Source organism: Kitasatospora sp. NPDC086791 (assembly GCF_040685975.1).
GTDB lineage: Bacteria > Actinomycetota > Actinomycetes > Streptomycetales > Streptomycetaceae > Kitasatospora.
In genome coordinates this window covers 1-17,878 of record NZ_JBFBOC010000039.1, presented here as the reverse complement: position 1 = coordinate 17,878, position 17,878 = coordinate 1, and the positions used below count along the sequence as shown (strand labels likewise).

At 70.2% G+C, this 17,878-nt stretch carries 16 protein-coding genes and 1 pseudogene; 10 read left to right on the top strand and 7 right to left on the bottom strand.

Annotated features, from left to right (window positions below):
- Positions 1–574: 574 nt before the first annotated feature.
- On the bottom strand, positions 575–1,084 hold the full coding sequence (locus AB0Q99_RS30815; protein ID WP_363576943.1) for a hypothetical protein: 510 nt from the start codon (positions 1,082–1,084) through the stop codon (positions 575–577).
- Here AB0Q99_RS30815 and AB0Q99_RS30810 point away from each other — a divergent pair.
- The 4 genes from AB0Q99_RS30810 to AB0Q99_RS30795 all read left to right on the top strand — a co-directional run bounded on the left by AB0Q99_RS30810 (position 1,083) and on the right by AB0Q99_RS30795 (position 5,215).
- Positions 1,083–1,643 carry a CAP domain-containing protein gene (locus AB0Q99_RS30810; protein WP_363576942.1) on the top strand — a complete coding sequence of 187 codons (561 nt, stop codon included), beginning with the start codon at positions 1,083–1,085 and terminating at the stop codon, positions 1,641–1,643. The genes AB0Q99_RS30815 and AB0Q99_RS30810 overlap by 2 nt on opposite strands.
- A gap of 109 nt (positions 1,644–1,752) precedes the next feature.
- Positions 1,753–3,267, top strand: a complete 1,515-nt coding sequence (locus AB0Q99_RS30805; protein WP_363576940.1) for a sigma-70 family RNA polymerase sigma factor — start codon at positions 1,753–1,755, stop codon at positions 3,265–3,267.
- A gap of 882 nt (positions 3,268–4,149) precedes the next feature.
- On the top strand, positions 4,150–4,626 hold the full coding sequence (locus AB0Q99_RS30800; protein ID WP_363576938.1) for a DUF5994 family protein: 477 nt from the start codon (positions 4,150–4,152) through the stop codon (positions 4,624–4,626).
- Positions 4,627–4,984: 358 nt separating this feature from the next.
- Positions 4,985–5,215, top strand: coding sequence for a hypothetical protein (locus tag AB0Q99_RS30795; RefSeq protein WP_363576936.1), 231 nt, complete (start codon positions 4,985–4,987; stop codon positions 5,213–5,215).
- A gap of 118 nt (positions 5,216–5,333) precedes the next feature.
- Here the strand turns inward: AB0Q99_RS30795 and dnaK are convergent, their stop codons facing one another.
- Entirely contained in the window at positions 5,334–7,190 is a 1,857-nt protein-coding gene (gene dnaK / locus AB0Q99_RS30790; protein ID WP_363576934.1) for a molecular chaperone DnaK, read from the bottom strand.
- A 352-nt stretch (positions 7,191–7,542) separates the two neighbouring features.
- Between dnaK and AB0Q99_RS30785 the strand changes: the two are divergent.
- From AB0Q99_RS30785 to AB0Q99_RS30775, 3 genes and pseudogenes are all read left to right on the top strand, one after another.
- Positions 7,543–7,760 (top strand): annotated as a pseudogene (locus AB0Q99_RS30785) (SpoIIE family protein phosphatase); the annotation flags it as partial.
- A gap of 155 nt (positions 7,761–7,915) precedes the next feature.
- Positions 7,916–8,407 carry a DUF5994 family protein gene (locus AB0Q99_RS30780; RefSeq protein ID WP_363576933.1) on the top strand — a complete coding sequence of 164 codons (492 nt, stop codon included), beginning with the start codon at positions 7,916–7,918 and terminating at the stop codon, positions 8,405–8,407.
- A 54-nt stretch (positions 8,408–8,461) separates the two neighbouring features.
- Positions 8,462–8,710, top strand: coding sequence for a hypothetical protein (locus AB0Q99_RS30775; protein WP_363576931.1), 249 nt, complete (start codon positions 8,462–8,464; stop codon positions 8,708–8,710).
- A 198-nt stretch (positions 8,711–8,908) separates the two neighbouring features.
- Here the strand turns inward: AB0Q99_RS30775 and AB0Q99_RS30770 are convergent, their stop codons facing one another.
- A complete protein-coding gene (locus AB0Q99_RS30770) occupies positions 8,909–9,082 on the bottom strand; it encodes a hypothetical protein (protein WP_363577000.1) in 174 nt (57 codons plus the stop codon).
- A gap of 594 nt (positions 9,083–9,676) precedes the next feature.
- Between AB0Q99_RS30770 and AB0Q99_RS30765 the strand changes: the two genes are divergently transcribed.
- Both AB0Q99_RS30765 and AB0Q99_RS30760 read left to right on the top strand, forming a co-directional pair.
- On the top strand, positions 9,677–10,060 hold the full coding sequence (locus tag AB0Q99_RS30765) for a hypothetical protein (RefSeq protein WP_363576929.1): 384 nt from the start codon (positions 9,677–9,679) through the stop codon (positions 10,058–10,060).
- Between the two features lie 20 nt (positions 10,061–10,080).
- Positions 10,081–11,085 (top strand): IS3 family transposase, encoded by a 1,005-nt coding sequence (locus AB0Q99_RS30760; RefSeq protein ID WP_363576927.1) that lies wholly within the window; start codon positions 10,081–10,083, stop codon positions 11,083–11,085.
- Here the strand turns inward: AB0Q99_RS30760 and AB0Q99_RS30755 are convergent.
- The 3 genes from AB0Q99_RS30755 to AB0Q99_RS30745 all read right to left on the bottom strand — a co-directional run bounded on the left by AB0Q99_RS30755 (position 11,080) and on the right by AB0Q99_RS30745 (position 14,138).
- Positions 11,080–11,484 carry a hypothetical protein gene (locus tag AB0Q99_RS30755; RefSeq protein ID WP_363576925.1) on the bottom strand — a complete coding sequence of 135 codons (405 nt, stop codon included), beginning with the start codon at positions 11,482–11,484 and terminating at the stop codon, positions 11,080–11,082. The genes AB0Q99_RS30760 and AB0Q99_RS30755 overlap by 6 nt on opposite strands.
- Before the next feature lie 43 nt (positions 11,485–11,527).
- A complete protein-coding gene (locus AB0Q99_RS30750) occupies positions 11,528–12,013 on the bottom strand; it encodes a hypothetical protein (protein ID WP_363576923.1) in 486 nt (161 codons plus the stop codon).
- A 673-nt stretch (positions 12,014–12,686) separates the two neighbouring features.
- Positions 12,687–14,138, bottom strand: a complete 1,452-nt coding sequence (locus AB0Q99_RS30745; RefSeq protein WP_363576921.1) for a hypothetical protein — start codon at positions 14,136–14,138, stop codon at positions 12,687–12,689.
- A 306-nt stretch (positions 14,139–14,444) separates the two neighbouring features.
- Between AB0Q99_RS30745 and AB0Q99_RS30740 the strand changes: the two genes are divergently transcribed.
- The gene (locus tag AB0Q99_RS30740) at positions 14,445–16,388 is read left to right on the top strand and encodes a hypothetical protein (protein WP_363576919.1); all 1,944 of its coding nucleotides are present in this window, start codon (positions 14,445–14,447) and stop codon (positions 16,386–16,388) included.
- Positions 16,389–16,506: 118 nt separating this feature from the next.
- Here the strand turns inward: AB0Q99_RS30740 and AB0Q99_RS30735 are convergent, their stop codons facing one another.
- Entirely contained in the window at positions 16,507–17,628 is a 1,122-nt protein-coding gene (locus tag AB0Q99_RS30735) for a Fic family protein (protein ID WP_363576917.1), read from the bottom strand.
- Positions 17,629–17,878: the final 250 nt, after the last annotated feature.

Sequence of the window (17,878 nt, the reverse complement as noted above, 5' to 3'; positions counted from 1 at the left end):
CTGCCGGCTGGACTCAACACAGCTTCGGGAAACCCCCGTCGCCATACTTCCGGCCTCCCCTACCACTTCCGCGCCCCCGTCCCCTTCGGCGACCCCGTCGCCCACCAGCACCGCCTCCCCCTTCAAGCCCACGCCCAAGCCGGTACCGACGCCCGCACGAGCCGCTCACCCCTCGGCAGCCGCCTCCGCCGCTCCGGCCCCGAAGCCCGCGGCCACCGCGCAGGCCCCCGTCGATCCCGCCTCCGGACCGGTCGGACCGGACCCGGTGCTCCCGGGCCGTCCGCCGACACTGCGTCTTGTCCCGCTTCGCAACGCTGCCGCCACCGGCACCGGCCGTGTCGGCACAGCCACGGCCGCGAAGTCCGTCTGCTGGGCCGAAGGCCCGGTTCAGCCGGCCGAGCAGCTCACCCGTGGCCGCGTCACCGTCCCGCCGGGAGATCCCCCACCCACCGCCGCGACGTCTGGCCGACCGCTGCCACGAGGTGCGGTCGGGGCAGACCGTGCGCCTCCTGCCGCGGCCCGTTCCTTGTCGCCCTGGCCGAGTGCGTCACCGCGGATCCGCCGGCGAACAGGGTTACGGCAGACGGACCATCAGGCGAGGCTGGGGGGCGAAAACCGCTTTTCGGATTTTGTTATCGGGGCCCGGTTCGTCGGTCTCCTGGGGGATCGGCGTGAACGACGCGTCGACGAGGAGCGGAGGCGGATCCATGAGCAGTGAGTTCGAGACCGTGGTGATCGATGCGGTGGCGTCCGAGCCGGACGCTGCGGGAGGCGGCCGGTCGGGGGTGTCTCGGCACGAGCGTGGGCGTGGTCGGCGGCGGGCTGCGGGGCGGCCGCGTGGGAAGGCGGCGATTGCCGGGGTGGTGGGGTTGGTCGCGGTCACGGGTGGGGTGCTCGCTGCCGCGGCGTCCTCGGGGGGCGGGTCCGCTTCGCCGTCCGCCGCGGCCGGGGTGTTGTCGCCGGGGCCCGGTGTCACGCCCGTTTCCTCGGCCCAGCCGACCAGTACGCCGAGCTGGGCGGTCACTGCGACCGCGACGGCGAGTGCCGCGGCGACCCCGACGGCGAATGCGTCGACGACCAGCATGCCCACCGGTACACCGAGCGGTACGCCTACCGTTCGGAAGGCCCAGGCGGGGCCGGCGAGCAGTGCTCCGGCGATCCCGGCGAGCGGTGCTCCGGCGACCCAGGCGGGGCCCAAGCCCACCAGTCCCGCCACGCACAGCGCGCCGGTCGCGGGGACACCGGCGACCGGTACCGCTGCCCGGTTCGCCCAGCAGATCGTCGACGCGGTCAACGCCGAACGCGCCAAGGCCGGCTGCAAGCCGCTCACCGTGAACGCGAAGCTGCAGGCCGTGGCGCAGGAGCACTCCGACGACATGGCCGCCCGCAACTACTACGAGCACGACACCCCGGAAGGCATCGACCCCGGCACCCGGATCACCAACGCCGGGTACGGCTGGCAGAACTGGGGCGAGAACATCTACGAGAGCCCGAAGGACCCCGCCACGGCCATGGACGGCTGGATGAAGAGTCCCGCACACCGCGACAACATCCTGGACTGCGTCTTCACGGAGACCGGCGTCGGCGTGAACCTCAGCGCCAACGGGCCCTGGTGGACCGAGGACTTCGCCCGTCCCCGGTGAACGGACGGTGAGCCCCACCGCCGGCTCGATTTCTGCAATTCCCACCCTCCCGCCGGGGTCTCACACGGCGCGGGAGGAACGATCACCCAGGTGAGGACGACGGACGCTGATGAACAGTGAAAGCGGCAGCTCGACGGTCGCCGCGGCGCAGGCAGGGGACGCGGCGGCCCGGGACCGGTTGATAGCCGACCACCTGCCGCTGATCTACAACATCGTCGGCCGCGCGCTGGACGGCCATGCCGACGTGGACGACGTGGTGCAGGAGACCATGCTCCGCGTCGTCAACTCCCTGGACACGCTGCACGAGCCGTCCTCCTTCCGGTCCTGGCTGGTGGCGGTGGCGATGAACGAGGTCCGGAGGCGCTGGACGGCCCGAAAGGCGGCACCCGTGCCGGGTCTGCAGGAACTGACGCAGGTCGTCGATCCAGCCGCCGACTTCGTGGACCTGACCATCCTGCGGCTCGGCCTGACGGGCCAGCGCAGGGAGGTCGCCGAAGCCACCCGCTGGCTGGACGAGCGCGAGCGCGACCTGCTCTCCCTCTGGTGGCTGGAGACCGGCGGTGAGCTCACCCGGGCCGAACTGGCGACGGCCCTCAACCTCACACCGCAGCACACCGCCGTACGGGTCCAGCGGATGAAGGAACAACTGGAGATCGGCCGCCTGGTGGTGCGAGCACTCGCCGCCGACCCGCCGTGCGCCGAACTGTCGACGCTCACCGCGGCCTGGGACGGGCAGCCGGCCGTGCTGTGGCGCAAACGCATCGCCAGGCACGCCCGGAACTGTCCGCACTGCGCGGGGCACCAGCACAGCCTGGTACCGGTCGAGGGACTGCTCGCCGGCCTCCCCCTGCTGCTCCCGCCACCGCACCTGGCCGCCTCGCCGCACCTGGCCGCGTTCGCCACCACGGCCGCGCAGCAGGCACTCCCCCGCACAGCGCGCGCGGCGACACGGTCGGCCGCCCCGACGCGCAGGCTCCACCCGCGCGATGGGCGAGCGGTCAGGACGGCCAAGGCGGTCGGGGGAGTCGCGGTCGCCTTGACCGTCCTTGCCGGAGTGCAGATCCTCCGCCCCGGCCCGGACCACACCGCGCCCGCTCCGTCGGTCGCGGTCACGCCCGCATCCCCGGCGCCGGCCCCCACCACGCCGTCTCCCGCACCAACCGTCACCGAACCCCAGCCCACCACCACTCCTCCTCGTCAGGCCACTCCCACCCCGACCCCCTCCGCGCCCACACCCCAGAAGACACTCGAACAGCAACTCGTCGACCTGATCAACATCCGACGGGCGAAGAGCGGCTGCAGGCCACTGCGCGTCAGCCAGCGCCTGCACACGGCCGCGCAAGGGCATTCCGACGACATGGCCGTCGCCGGTTACTTCGACCACGTCGACCCGCGCGGCAACCACGCCGACGGCCGCATGACCGCCTCCGGCTACCAGTGGAGTGTGTGGGCCGAGAACCTCGACCGGGACACGAACTCGCCGAACACAGTGCTGAAGGACTGGTCGGACGGCGCGATCCACCAGCAGAACATGCTCGACTGCCAGTACACCGACGCCGGCGTCGGCACCGCCCCCACCCCGAACGGCCTGCTCTGGACCCTCGACCTGGGCAGCCCAGGCTGACAAGCCCTGCCAGTCCGCTGGCTCCTCCACAGTGAAATCCCTTGGCGCGGCGTTGGCTGGTCCTGTTCGCGCAAGGCCAGGGCCCATCTCGTCCGCTCCGCAGAACGCCCGATGCCACCTCGTGGCACTCAATCCGTGAGAGCCCTGCGAGAGGTGCGCGATGACACACGGCCCCGCCCCAGAAAAAGGCCGTTCCCCGCATCGCTGCGGGGAACGGCCTTCCGGCCTGCATGAACGTAGCGCCGACCGGGGCAACAGGATCTGAATCTGCACCCCCCTGACCCCCATCACCCCGTGATCTTTCCCGCCGAAAAGGCGGACATTTTTTCGATCACAAGTCGCAGAGCCAGGGATCCTGCCTCAGTGATCTGCATATTCGCCTCCTCGCGATCGTCCTACCGGTAACTTCTCCGGCTAATTTCCAGGATACTCCTTGTTGCGAGAATTCGAGCCCGTCATGCACATGAGTTAATGTTTAGAATTCCCCCCGCGTGGCGTTTGACCAGAAATTCCACCCGAGAGATTTCCTGCGCCTCACCCCACAGTCACAGGACCCGTCCCGGCCGAGGTGCTCGGGGTGAGGGCCGGTGCCGTGCCGGGACAGGGAAGTACCGGTGAGTCGTACACCGATCCACGGGGAAGGCCAGGCGATGAAGCCGACCGGCAGAGCGGACCGCTACGGGTACACCGGGGCGCCCGTGGCGGAGTTCGAGACGAAGGTCGACCAACGGAGACCCATCGAGCACCCCTGCTCACCCCGGAGGGCGGGGCCGCGGCCGGAGTACGGTGGAAGAGCGCACCGTCCACGGTCTGCGGATTTCTGCGGCGCCCTGGCGGTAGCACGAGGCCGTCCACGAACGAGCCCGAGGCAGGTGTTTCGACATGACCGCGACCTCTGATCCCGCCGCCGCCCAGCCACCTGGGCCAGGGCCGGCGGTCCGCCTGTCACTGACACCCGAGGGCGCCACGCGCGGCCGGCTGGACGGGGCCTGGTGGCCGCGCTCGCACGACCTCCTGCGTGAGCTGCCCCCGCTGGCAGCAGCACTGGACCCCACCTGGGGGAAGGTCACCCGTGTCACCGTGAACCCGACGCACTGGCCGGTCATCCCCCGGCGCGTCCAGGTAGCGGGCCACGTCATCCACGTCGGGTGGTTCGAACAGGAGCAGGACGCGGACGAGGTGATCGTGTGCTCCTTCACCCCCCTGCGCCTGGAACTCCTGGTGATTCCCCCCGAGACCGAAGCCTCCGCCGCCGAGTGGCTGATGACAGCGGCGTCCGACCCGGCCAACACCCGCACCGGCACCGACCTCCTGACAGCCGCGGGCGCGCCGACCGCAGACCCGCGGGCAGACGGATGACGAGGCCGAACGCTACCGCGCGTACTGGAACCCGTGGGGCGACCACCTACCGTTGAAGATCGTCCTCTCCCCCTATCGCGCGATCGTCGCAACCACTGGTGAACCACATCGAGTCGCTGCACCACCAACGCCTTCCACGTGTAGGACAGCGGCGGCACCGGGCAACCCGACGCGTCCGACCGCGCACAGCGACACATCCGCTTCGTCGGGCCACCGGGACGGTTCCTCACCCGCGCTGGAGAGCCGACCCTCGGCAAGGGCGGGCGCAACGGATGGTCGATCCCGGGCCGACCAGGGCACGGCGGTGGACGCCAGGCCCCCGGGCGGGCACGACAGGACTCCGATGGTGGACCCCGGCATGAACCTGGACAATCAGGTCATGGCAGGCCTTGAGGCGAACCCCGGAACAGTGCATCTGGCCCGTGGAGCGGGATACGTCAGCCCCGGCGTCGCGCTCGGCGAGTCGGTCGGAGGCATCATTCGCATCGACGAGCACGGATGGGTGCACGTCACCCAGAAGGACGGATCTCGAGTGTCGTTCCCGCCGCATGCTGTGGAACGCATCGACTGGGGCGAGCCCGCTTCCTAGAGACGAGGCTCCGCGCCTTGCCATGAGCAGAGCACGGGTCGTCGCGACCGGAGGGTGGCCGCTGTCACGGATGACGCCCCCAGGGCGGTCGTCCCGGCCCGGGTTTGGCGGGCCGGGCTCATCCGGTGGCTCCTTTCGGGGTCTGGTCGTCGACGATCTCCGCATCGACGATCTCCTCCTCATCGCCGCTTTGCGTCGGGCCGGTGCCGGCCGCGGATTGCGGGCCGCCGGCCTGGGCGTAGAGGGCGGTGCCGATCTTCTGTGCGACGGTGGCCGCGCGCTCCATCGAGGTACGGATGGCCGTGGTGTCCTCGCCCTTGAGCTTGTCCTTGAGATCCGCCAGGGCCCCGTTGACCTCGGACGTGACGTCTGAGGGGATCTTGTCCGGGTTGTCCTGGAGGAGCTTCTCGGTGGAGTAGACGAGGTGTTCGGCCTGGTTGCGGGTCTCGGCGGCCTCCCTGCGGCGGCGGTCCTCCTCGGCGTGCCGCTCGGCCTCGTGAATCATCCGGTCGATGTCCTGCTTGGGCAGGGAAGAGCCGCCGGTGACGGTCATCTTCTGCTCCCGTCCCGTGCCGAGGTCCTTCGCGGCCACGTGCATGATGCCGTTGGCGTCGATGTCGAAGGTGACCTCGATCTGCGGCAGGCCGCGCGGCGCCGGCGGCAGGCCGGTCAGCTCGAACATGCCGAGCTTCTTGTTGTACGCGGCGATCTCGCGCTCGCCCTGGTAGACCTGGATCTGCACGGACGGCTGGTTGTCCTCGGCCGTGGTGAAGATCTCGGAGCGCCGGGTGGGGATCGTGGTGTTGCGCTCGATCAGCTTGGTCATGATGCCGCCCTTGGTCTCGATGCCGAGGGACAGCGGGGTGACGTCGAGCAGCAGGACGTCCTTGACCTCGCCCTTGAGGACACCGGCCTGCAGGGATGCGCCGATGGCGACCACCTCGTCCGGGTTGACGCCCTTGTGCGGGTCCTTGCCGGTCAGCTCCTTCACCAGGCCGGTGACAGCAGGCATGCGGGTCGAGCCGCCGACGAGGATGACGTGGTCGATGTCGGACACCTTGATCCCGGCGTCCTTCACCGCCTGGTGGAACGGGATCTTGCAGCGTTCCAGCAGGTCGGCGGTCAGCTGCTCGAACTGGGCGCGGGTGAGCTTCTCGTCCAGGTGCAGCGGGCCCTCGGCGGAGGCCGTGACGTAGGGCAGATTGATCGTCGTCTCGCTCGTCGAGGACAGCTCGATCTTGGCCTTCTCGGCGGCCTCGCGCAGACGCTGCGCGGCCATCTTGTCCTTCGACAGGTCGATGCCGTAGCCGTTCTTGAACTGCTGGACGAGGTGGTCGACGACCTTCTGGTCCCAGTCGTCGCCGCCGAGGTGGGTATCGCCGTTGGTGGCCTTCACCTCCACGACGCCCTCGCCGATCTCCAGCAGGGAGACGTCGAAGGTTCCGCCGCCGAGGTCGAAGACCAGGATCGTCTGGTCGCTCTCCTTGTCCAGCCCGTACGCGAGGGCTGCGGCGGTCGGCTCGTTGACGATGCGCAGCACCTTCAGGCCGGCGATCTCCCCGGCTTCCTTGGTGGCGGTGCGCTGGGAGTCGTTGAAGTAGGCGGGGACGGTGACGACGGCGTCGGTGACGTCTTCACCGAGGTAGGCCTCGGCGTCGCGCTTGAGCTTCTGCAGTACGCGGGCGGAGATCTCCTGCGCGGTGTACCGCTTTCCCTCGATGTCGCCGGTGTCGGGGAAGCGCCAGTGCGGGTCTCCTACGTGGCGTTTGACGGAGCGGGCGGTGCGGTCCACGTTCGTGACGGCCTGGCGTTTGGCGACTTCGCCGACCAGCACGTCGCCGCCCTTGGCGAACGCCACGACTGACGGGGTGGTGCGCGCCCCTTCCGCGTTGGGGATGACCGTGGGCTCGCCGCCTTCCAGGACGCAGACGACGGAGTTCGTGGTCCCCAGATCGATACCGACGGAGCGAGCCATCGCGGGGCCTCCTCCCGCACGAGCGGATTCCTGGGCCACCCCCCTTACTCACTCGTAAAGCTTGAGTTGCTCGCTGTCAAGGGCTGGCGGGAGTCCCGTTGGCGGAGCCCGCGCCGGACCGCGGGGGCGACGGCCCGCGCTGTTCATGCGGTGGAAGTGCCGGGCCACCTGCCGTGGGACGGGAGGGGTCCGAACGCTCGGTGGTGGGGAGGTCCGCCATGCCTTCCGTACTGCGGTGCGCGATCGCCCTGCCCGGTGCTCCCGGCACCCCCGCGCCGCCCGAGACGGTCGTCGCGCATTCGAACGCGCCGAAACCAGGGGCGAGCAGCCCTCGCGCGACGCCGGACAGCGGGACGGTGACCGTGTCCTGTGCTTCACCGACGGCCTGGTCGAGGCGAGGCCGGCTGGGAGAAGTTCGGGGAGGAAGGGCTCATCGACCGGGTCGACCGCGTCGAGCGGCCGCTGGACGGGGTGCGGGCCGTGGTGCGCGCGCTCTCCCCCGTCCTGAAGGAGAAGCGGGGCGGTCGTACGAGCGACGACGCGACCCTGTTCCTGATCGAGCGGCGCTGAGCCACCCGCACCCCCGCCGCGGCTCTCCTGCGCGGCCGGACCGGCGAGGTGCGGGCGGAGTACCGTGGGAATATCGGGGCGGCCCGGGCGTCGCTCCCCGATGGTCGGCCCTCGCTCGGTAAGGTCGGCGCGCGCCCACGGACAGGTGGCGAGCCATGTCGGACGAAACCGGTGCTTCGCACCACGGGTTCCTGCCGGACCGGTTCCGGCAGACCGCGAAGCCGGGGACGGTCCTGCTGCGCCTGGAGACCACCCGGTCACGCGCAGGTGCGCTCGACGGCGCGTGGTGGCCTCACTCACGGGACATCAGCGTCGAACTACCCGGCCTGGTCCGCGCGTTGACCGAACACCTCGGCCCCGTGGAGAGCGTCGGGCTGGACGCCGAAGCCTGGGACGACGTCCCGGCCCGGCTGGTCGTCGACGGCCGGTCGGTGCACATCGACCGGTACCCGGTCGGCGACGACACCGTGATCGTCACGCGGGGTGACCGCGATCACTTCAGCCTGCTCGTCGTCCCCCCGCAGGCGAGCCGGGAGGCAGCCCTGGCCGCGATGGCACGCGCGGTCGAGGCCGGCGGAACCGACTCCGCGCAGCAGATCCTCATCGCCACCGGCATCGGCCCCGAGGTACCGGCCGAAGAGACCTGAGGACAGGCCCCATGGGCCTGTCCCCTCGGGCAGACAGGAAGGCAGGACACCGAGATGTCCGTCTACGTGAAACTCTCGGCCGAGGCCCGGGCACCGGCGGAACCGTCGAAGGGGCCGCTGGACATGCAGTACGAGGACGGCACGGACGACGGCGTCACCTTCGAGTACGACCTGCACCCGAGCGGCGCGCTGCGCGTCCTGCGCGTCTTCGAGGACACGCCGCACCGGATCGAGGCGCACTTCAGCCCCAGGGCGTGGCTCCAGGTCGCGGGCACCTACCTGCGAAGCGGCTCCGAGTACTGACGGCGATCCGTTCCGGCGAACCGCAGGCCCTCGGCGGCGTTGCCCGGTTGCTCAGCGGTGCGCGGATCGGCCTCCGTGCCGGAACCGGGCGGCGGAGAGGACCGGTGCGACGGCCGGGACGACGATGCCGATGAACAGCGAGGTAGGGCAGGCTCATGGCGTCGACGCCGACCAGCCCGAGCACGATCGCCACGATGATCAGGAGAGCACGATCTTCTGCCGCCACAGCGCCATCTCCAGCGCGTCCGGTGGCAGGTCGGCGCGCATGCGGGTGACAGCCCGCCGGCCCACGATCCGGCGCGAGTGCGCGTCCAGGGCGAAAGCGGTCGCCGGTGGGTGATTGACGACGAGGCGTGGCGCGTGATGCGCCACGAGGCCCTGCTGCAGAGCACACAGAGCCAGTGGAAGCTCTCCCGAGGGCTGGGCATCGCCAACATGACCTGGGTGATGGGGGCATCGGCTATCGCGGGCTCAGGAGAGGCCGTCAGCACTACCGCGGTTTGACGACTCGTGTGGTCAGGAGTCCGGCACATCCCACCAGTACTGGCCCGTCGCCAGCAGTCGAGTCGTCGCGGGGTGCCGGGCGGCCAATCCTTGTAAGCCACACCAGCGGCAAGGGAACACAAGCCACACCCGGAACCCCTGGGTGTCCCGATCGTACGAGTGACCGGGATCAGCCCGAGATCAAGGTATGGAGCGGAACACCGTCGAGCGCCTGATGTGCGCCACGAGGCGCCTTGTTGTATCCCCGGCTCAGCCGGGAGGAATTGGAGGGATATTCCTGGGCCTGATGGCTTACCTGGATCCGAAAGGTGATGGGGACCAGAGCATGCCAGACAATCAGTGACCGGGCTCAGTTGCCAGGGACGGTGCACTGAGCCCGGATCCCTCTCTGTCAGCCTTGGGTGAGACATCCCGCTTTGTCGGGTTAGCCTGAGAGGGCCCGAGGTAGGAGTTTCGCCCCTGATGACCAGCACCAATCCGTCCGCAGCCGACCCGGCTCCCAGGCCGAAGCGCCGCACGTTCAGTCCCGAGTACAAACTGCGGATCGTCGCCGAGTACGACGCCGCGCCCGAGGGCGAGAAGGGTGCGGTCCTGCGCCGCGAGCGCCTGTACCACTCGCACGTCACCGAGTGGCGGGCCGCACGCGATGCCGGGGCCCTGGAGAACCTGGCCGACCACCGCACGAGCCCGGCCCGCCCGAAGAAGTCCGCCGCCGAGGTCGAGAACGAGAAGCTGCGTCGACAGGTGGAACGGCTGGAGAAGGAGCTCGCCCGGAACAAGGCCGCGTTGGAGGTCCTGGGAAAAGCGTCGGCGCTCTTGGAAATGATCTCCGAGAGCGCGGACTGAGGCACGCCGCCGATCCCGTTGTGGACGAGGCGTTCACCGGCGTCGAAGACGAGCTGGGCACCACGGCCGCGTGCCGGCTGACCGGCCGCTCCCGGGCCACCCACTACCGCAGGCTCAAGCCGCCGCCCGTGCGCGGGCCAAGGTCGCCGCAGGTCCAGCCGTCGGCCCTGACAGCCGAAGAGCGTGATGCGGTATTGGAGTTGATGAACAGCCCCGAGTACGCGGAGCTGGCGCCCGCGCAGATCTGGGCCCGTGAGTTGGACACCGGGCGCTACCACTGCTCGGTCTCCACGATGTACCGGATCCTGCGCGAGCGGGGGCAGTCCGGTGAGCGCCGCCGCCAGGCCACCCACCCGGCCAAAACGGTGCCCGAACTGGTCGCCGACGGACCCTCCCAGGTCTTCACCTGGGACATCACCAAAGCTGCCGGCCCCAGCAAGGGCATCTGGTACCACGCCTACGTCATCATCGACATCTTCAGCCGCTACATCGTGGGCCACACCGTTGAGCTGGCCGAATCCGCGGAACGGGCCGAGGAGTTGATCCGCGAGACCATCGCGTGCAACGGCATCGTTCCCGACACCGTGCACGCCGACCGCGGCACCTCGATGACCAGCAAGAAGGTCTCCCAGCTGCTGATCGACCTCGGCGTCACCAGAAGCCACTCGCGCCCGAAGGTCTCCAACGACAACCCCTACAGCGAGGCCCAGTTCAAGACCACCAAGTACATGGCCGACTACCCCGAACGGTTCGAATCCCTGGCCCGCGCCCGCGAATGGTTCGACGCCTTCACCTCGTACTACAACCACGAGCATCGGCACTCGGGCATCGGACTTCACACCCCCGCCAGCGTCCACTTCGGGACGGCGGAGGAGATCCGCGACCAGCGCGCCGTCACCCTCGCCGAGGCCTACGCGCGGCACCCCGAACGCTTCGGCCGCCGCCCCAGACCACCCCAGATCCCCAAGACCGCGTGGATCAACGACCCCGCCAAGCGCCGCGAACCCACACCACAAACCTCATAGCGTCACGACCGTCTCACTGGACTTGAAATCTTCCGGATCCACCGGTTGATCTCCGGTGCGGGAGAAGGCCGGAACGAAGAGATGCCTTGCGACCTGCGATGATGTGAGTTCTCTACGCTCCATCAGCACAATCAGCAAGGCATCTCTGAAGTGCAATCCTCTCACGCCGTAACGACCGTCTCCGCCGTGTTCGACGAGCCGAATCTGGTCGCGGACGCGGGCCTGGTCCCGCTGGTCCGCCTGGCCGAGCGGCTCGGTCTGCCGGGCCTGATCACCGACCGGCTGCGGATCAACGGGGCCGGCAACAGCGGCGGAGCCAACCCGGCGGCGAAGGCGATGACGCTGGTGGCGGCGATGTGCGCCGGATACCCATGGCGCGCGGTCCAGCGTCCTGCTCATCGTACGGCGGTCCGCTACTGGTGGCCTCGCGCGGGTCAGTCGGTCACGGCCGCTGGTGTCCGGGCAGGACCACGCCGTCGTGCATCCGGGTGGGCAGTTCGCTCCAGTCGTGGAGGGCGCCTTGGAGGAGGTTCTCGAACTGCGCCCTGCCCTCGTGCTCGAGGAGGTCTCGCAGGCATGCGCAGTCCTGCATCACGGCGCCGCCGGTGAAGCAGACGAAGATTCCGGCCGCCTGGAGGCCCCGTGCGGCGACAGCGACCTCCTGTCCGAACGGCAGCGGTATCCGGGCGGCCAGTTCCCGTGCGAAGACCTGCTCGATCCGGGGCCGCCCCAGTGCGGCCAGCAGCCTGCCCACGGCGTTGCCGAGCATGCCGTGCAGCGACTTCTTCCCGTCCAGGAGTGCGCGGGCTAACGTCGCGAGCGCCTCGCAGCCCGTTCCCCGGTGGCGTTCGACGAGGGCGTTCCAGGTGGTGTCGCTCACGTGCCGCAGCGCCTGGGCGGCGATGGTGTCACCGCCGCCCGCCGCCACGAGGTTGGTACACGCACGGGCGGCGCTGTCCGTCTCAGCGCGGCTGACAACTCGCAACGGACTTGGAACCGGCCTGGACGGAGTGCGCTGGGCCGGAATCCGGGGTTTCCTCGACGGCGACGTGGCCCGTGTGCTCGATGACGGGCGGTTCACCGTGGAACTGGGCCGTCGCGGCCTTCGGCCGGCCGGCGCCGCGGGTGCGCCGCCCGCAGCCCGCCTGCGTGACGACGGCTCAACGGGGCGCCGGTCGGCGGGGAGACCCTGGTGCAGGTGGCAGCGGAGCCCGGGGCGGGCGACCCGGTTCCTGCAGAGTTTCATGTCCTTCTTCATCGCACGGCACCTGTTGACCATCCGCAGAGAGTGACCAACAGAGGACCTGCGGGAAAGAGGACCGGGGCCTCGCCAACCTGATCGAGTCATCCCGCGCAGCGCTGTGACCTCCCCGGTCGGGCATTCTCCGACGACGGGGCAGCCCAGGGGCGGGCCGCCGCTGCAGGAGGCTGCCTCGATCCGTTCGACCGCCCGTTCGCCCTGGAGACCCAAACCGAGGAGCGGCCGAGCACTATGTCGGCCCCGGAAGATCCCCGTCGCTCGCTCTTTCCCGGTCATCGCGAACGGCGGGCCGAAGGTGTCTACGCACATTCGGCCCGCCGTTCCGCGCACCCCCGTCCGATCAGCGGCGGAACCCGCGGTGGGGGTCGCGTACCTTGACGTTCCCGAACGGCTCGAACCATGCCTGCGCGCGCAGGTCGCCCACGCCCATCTGGCGGTTGGCGTCACCGTCAGGGTCCTCGATGCCGTCGAAGCGGGAGCTGTAGAGCATGAGGACGTCGGTGTCCTGGAAGAACATGTCCGTGCAAGCGCCGAAGTCATAGTCGTCGCGGTGCGTTGGCAGTGTGCTGTACGTGCCGTCTTCGGTGTCGCCGGGGTCGTCCCCGAGCTCGTCGGCGCTGTCGCCGGCGTCGGCGATGGCGAGGTGCAGGGCGAGTTCTTCGGCGGTGCAGGTCGGCTGCGGCCAGCGGCCGCGCTCCAGGTCGTCGGCGAGGTCGTCGGCGGCGCGGGCGAAGCGGCGCCGCCACTGGAGGTCGGTGGTGAAGGTCAGCTTCGGCAGGCGTGGGAACACGCCCCAGTTGCCTTCGTGCTTGTCCGGGATGAGGTGTCCGTCGCCGAGTTCCTCCGCGTCGTCGTACGCCTCGTCGGCCAGCAGCGACAGCGCGGTGTGGAGGAGGTCGGCTGTGCGGGGGGTCAGCTGCCACAGGCAGCGCTCGTCCTCGCACTCCGGGTCCTCGCAGTGCGGAGCCTGAGCGGGGAACAGCGCTGCGAAGTCGGGGAGGTCCTCGTCGAGGCCGCTCTCGTCGGGCTGCCCGGCCTTGGTGTCTTGTCGGCCGGGGCCGAAGTCCGCCACGACGGGTTCCGTGCTCCACGCGGCGACCTCGTCGCCGTTGCTCCGCTGGAGCAGCGAGCCCTGGCTGTGGTCGGTGAGGCTGTCCGTCCCGTCGACGTGGACGGGCGGTTCGGCGAGCCACATGACCGCGCCGACCACGTCGTGCGGGTCGCCGCCGTCGAGCTGGTCGGCGGGCATCGGTTCCCAGCCCTGCTCGCCCGCCGCGTTGAGCAGGGCCTGCCGGTCGCGGACGTGGAACTCGCGGAGTGTGGTGATCCGCACGACGTGGCCCGACAGGTCACGCAGCCGCACCTCGCTCGGCGCGGGGCCGTCGGGGCCCGGGGCTTCGTCGCCGTCATCTTCGTTGTCGGTGTCTTCGTCCCGGCTCGGGGCCTCGACCGCGGCCTCTTTGGGCCAGGTGATGTGTGTTCCGTCCGTGGCCGGCCAGGTCCCGGAGCCCGCATAGGCGGCTGCCCGCCGCAGCGAGGACGCTGGGGCGTCCGGGAGCTGCCCGCACAGCCCGTCCACCAGCTCCGCCGCCTGCGTGGCGGCCGGCCTGCGCAGGATACGGCGCAGCAGTTCGACTGCTTGGTGGGCGAGTTGGGGGTCACGGCAGGTGAGGACGGCCTGGAGCGAGTCGGGGCCGTTGTCGTGGGCGAGGAGGGCGAGGACGCGGCTCTTGCTGGGGGTGTGTTCGCAGTGGAAGTCGCGGGGTACGGCGGTGAGTTGGTGCTCGGGCATACGGGAACTCCGGTGCGATGGAAGGCGCGTCCCGGTACGGGCGCGCGAAAGAGAGTGGAGTTCCGCTGGTGGGCACGCTGCTGACGTGCCTCCGGACGGTGGAAAAGTGCATCGGCCGAGGCTGGCTCCGCCGATGCCGTCAGCGGTCCGGACCTGATCCTGTCCGACACCGTACCCGAGTCACCGAGGGGTTGTCCCCGATGAAGCCGTGACAGTCCCGCCCCTCCTCTGGTCGCTCGTTCCCGGATTGTCCGACCGATGGAGCAGGATGGGCTCTGACGAGTCACCGGGGAGAGGGAAGCAGGAATGGCCACCGAAAAGACCAGGCTGCCTGTGGAGTTCCTGGCCACTGTCGCGGCCGGTGCCGAGCCCGGGTCCGCGGCGGCCCGGATGGTAGCCGAACAGGCCCGTGGCCTGGCCGACAGCCAGCAGGGCGGGCCGCTCCTTGCAGCACTGCTCGCCAAGCCGTACCGGGATTCGGCACCCGCCTGGCTGCTGGAAACCGCAGTGGCGAACGGGCTGCGGCAGAGCGAGAGCGAGTACGAGTACCTCAGCGGGTCGACGTCGCTGGTGGTCCTCGCGCTCATCCACCCCGACTGCGATCCGGTTCTGCGGGCTGACGCGTTGCGCCGCTGCTCCGACCGCCGGCTCGGCTCCCTCGGCGCCGCCGACCGGCCGGCCGACCTCTGCGCGGCCGTCGCCGACGAACTGCGCAGGCGGGTGCCGCAACCAGCGCACATGACGCCCGAACTGCTCAAGGAGCCAACGCCCGCACAGGTGGTTCTGCGTACGGGACGCCTCCACGACGCCGTATTCGAGGCCGCCGTCGCTCTCCTGCCCGACGGCCTCGACCGCACGCGTCTGGAGGGCGAGGATTCCGGTGCCTGGTCCGAGCGGATCAGGGCAGCGTTCGGCGCGTGGGGCCGCATGTGGTCGGCTGTGCTCGAACAGCACCCTGACAGGCACTCCCAGCTCATCGACAGGACCGCCGGCACCACGGCGAACCGGGTCATCCGCGACCAACTGCTCGGCAGCGTGCCGTGGACGGTCGAGCCGAAACTCCTCAGGCAGATCGCGCTGGACGACCTGTCCAGGTTCGACGCCGCCATGCTCACGACCCGGATCTGCGGCTTCTTCCAGGACGGCTCCTCGAAGGAGGAGGCCCGGCAGCGCTTCGCCGCCGAGCTCTCAACCCTGGACGAGACCGATCGGAAGGACATCGAGTTCCTGTACCTGCGGGACGACGGCTTCGACACCGACTGGGGCACCGATTCCGCTGTGTCCTGGGTGAGCCACGCGGCCGACGGGCGGTGGCGCCTCGTCCTGAACCCCGCCGAGGCCAAGCCCGCCTACGGCGATCCCCATACCTGGCGAAGCCATCCGGACGAACTCGCCAACTTGGGGCGGCACTTCGCCGAAACGGCCGTGCAGGCCCTGCGGACCTGGAAGCCGAAGGACCTCTACGGGATCAGCACGGCGTCCGACCTGCGCTGGGTTCGCGACATGCTGGTCCACCTGCCCGAGCTCACACCAGCCGTCGAAGCGACAGTCCGGCTGACGATCCGCGACGCCCGCCGCGGCCGGTCCGGTCCCCAGTCGTACGACTACAAGTCCCAGGAGGACCGGCGGCAGTTCGACGAACTCCTGGACGCAATCACGCGGATCGTCGCCGACCCCGCCCCGCAGCCGCCCGCGACCCGTCGCACGGCCCTCGGCAACCCCGAAGAAGTGACGCTCCGGAGCCTGTCCGCCGTCACCGCGGAGGTGCTCGACGCGTACCTGGACCGGCACGCCGGTGACGACGCGCTCGTGGAGAAGGCACTGCTGTCCGTCGCCTGGCACGGCCACCGCAGCGATCCGCCGTTCGTCTCGGTCCTCGCCCGCCACTCCGACCCGCAGCACGCCGTCCACACCCTCACCCGTGACCTGCGCCTCCGGCTCGGCGGCAACCCCGCCAACCGCGAAGCGTGGGCCAGAGAGGTCCTCGCCCTGCCCGACTGCCCCGACGAGACCGTTCTGGCCCTGCCCGCCTGGACGGCACTGAAGGCCCGCGGTCACCGCTACGGCAGCACGCATCCCAGAGTGATCGCCCTGGTGGAAGCAGCCCTCGGAGACGACCACCAGGCATGGCAGCGATTCACCGACAGCCCGATCAGCAGCTCCGGCCCCAACGCCTGGCTCCGCCTCGGAGACATCCTCACGGCCGCCACAGACGGAACGGCGTGGCCCAAGCCGCCCGGTTCCCGGTGACAGCTCCGGGCTGCGCAGAGACACACTGGCAACATGGCGACCGAGCGCCGGTGATGGCAGGCGGCGGGGTGTGAGAAAGGCGTGGCTGGTGCGGCAGTTTCACCTCCGCCCTGCCGGGTCACGCGTAGGGGTCGCGCAGCGGCCGGGGCTCACGGACTCCGCGCGTGATCTCCTCGGGAAGGTCTGGGCCGGCGAGGTAGTAGCGGCCCTGGGCCTCGCCCTTCGCGGCGAGCCAGCCGGCGCGGACCAGTTCGCGGATGTCGCGCTGGGCCTGCTGCTCGCTCAGTTCGGCGTCGGCCTGGTACGTGGCGCGGCGCAGGCGGTTGCCCATGGCCGCGGGGTAGAGGGCGTAGAGCATGCGGTCGGGCCAGCCGCGCCGCTCGACGGCTTCGTCGAGTGCGGTCCAGACCTCGCGGGTGCTGTTCACCTGCCGCTCGACGCTCTGGGCCTGCTGATGGTGGGCCCGCAGGCAGAACCGGACCCACCGGAGGGTCTCCCGCTCGGGGGTCCAGACGGGGCCGCCGACCTCACCGAGGACGTCGTAGTAGCGGTAGGTGTTGCGCGCCCGGCCGAGCCACTCCTCGATGCTGGAGAACTCCGGCGCCATGATCCCCTCGCGGGCGAGGACCAGGGTGTGCAGGGCGCGGGACATCCGCCCGTTGCCGTCCGACCACGGGTGGATCGCGACCAGGTTGAGGTGCGCCATCGACGCCCGCACGAGTCCGGGCGCGTCGAGGTCGCCGTCGTTCAGCCACTCCACCAGCTCACCGGTGAGCACCGGGACCAGGCCGACGTCCGGCGCGGTGTAGGCCGCGATGGTGGGATCCTCGGCCGACGTGACGTACACCGATCCGGTGCGCCACCAGCCGGGGCGCTTGACCAGGTGGTGGCCCTGCATCATGAAGTGCAGCGCGTTGAGCAGCCCCTTGCTGTACGCGAAATCCTCACCGGCCTCGGCAAGGCGCTGGATGTAGGTCATCGCCTGCCGATAGCCCTCGATCTCAACCGCGACGGTGTCGCTCGCCTCGATCGGGGCCTCTCCGACCATGATGTCCTCGACGTCCGACACGCTCGCCGCGTAGCCCTCGATCGTGTTCGACCCGGCGATCGCCCGCGCGGTCAGGTTGCGCCGCAGCTGCCCCTCCCATCGGCGGGGCGTGCGCAGATGCAGGCGCAGCCGATCCCGCATGTCCTCGATCTCCGCAAGGACAGTCAGGTCGGCATCTTCGAGCTCAGGCACAGAATACAGCACGACTCAATGACACCATCATGGAATCACCGCGTCAAGAAATGGGGAGACCGCCAGCCGGCAGTCAGCGCCCTGTCGGCTGCCCTACGCACAATCGGCCGCCCGTCTCGGGCCAGCCCGACTGCACGGGGGTGCCCTGCGGGCGACTACGGCGCTCGCAGGGCACCCCCCGGCCTGAGGGCTCGAGGGGAGGTCGTGTGGGGGCCCGCCGACGCAGAGCGGCGGCCGAGGTGGCGGAAGG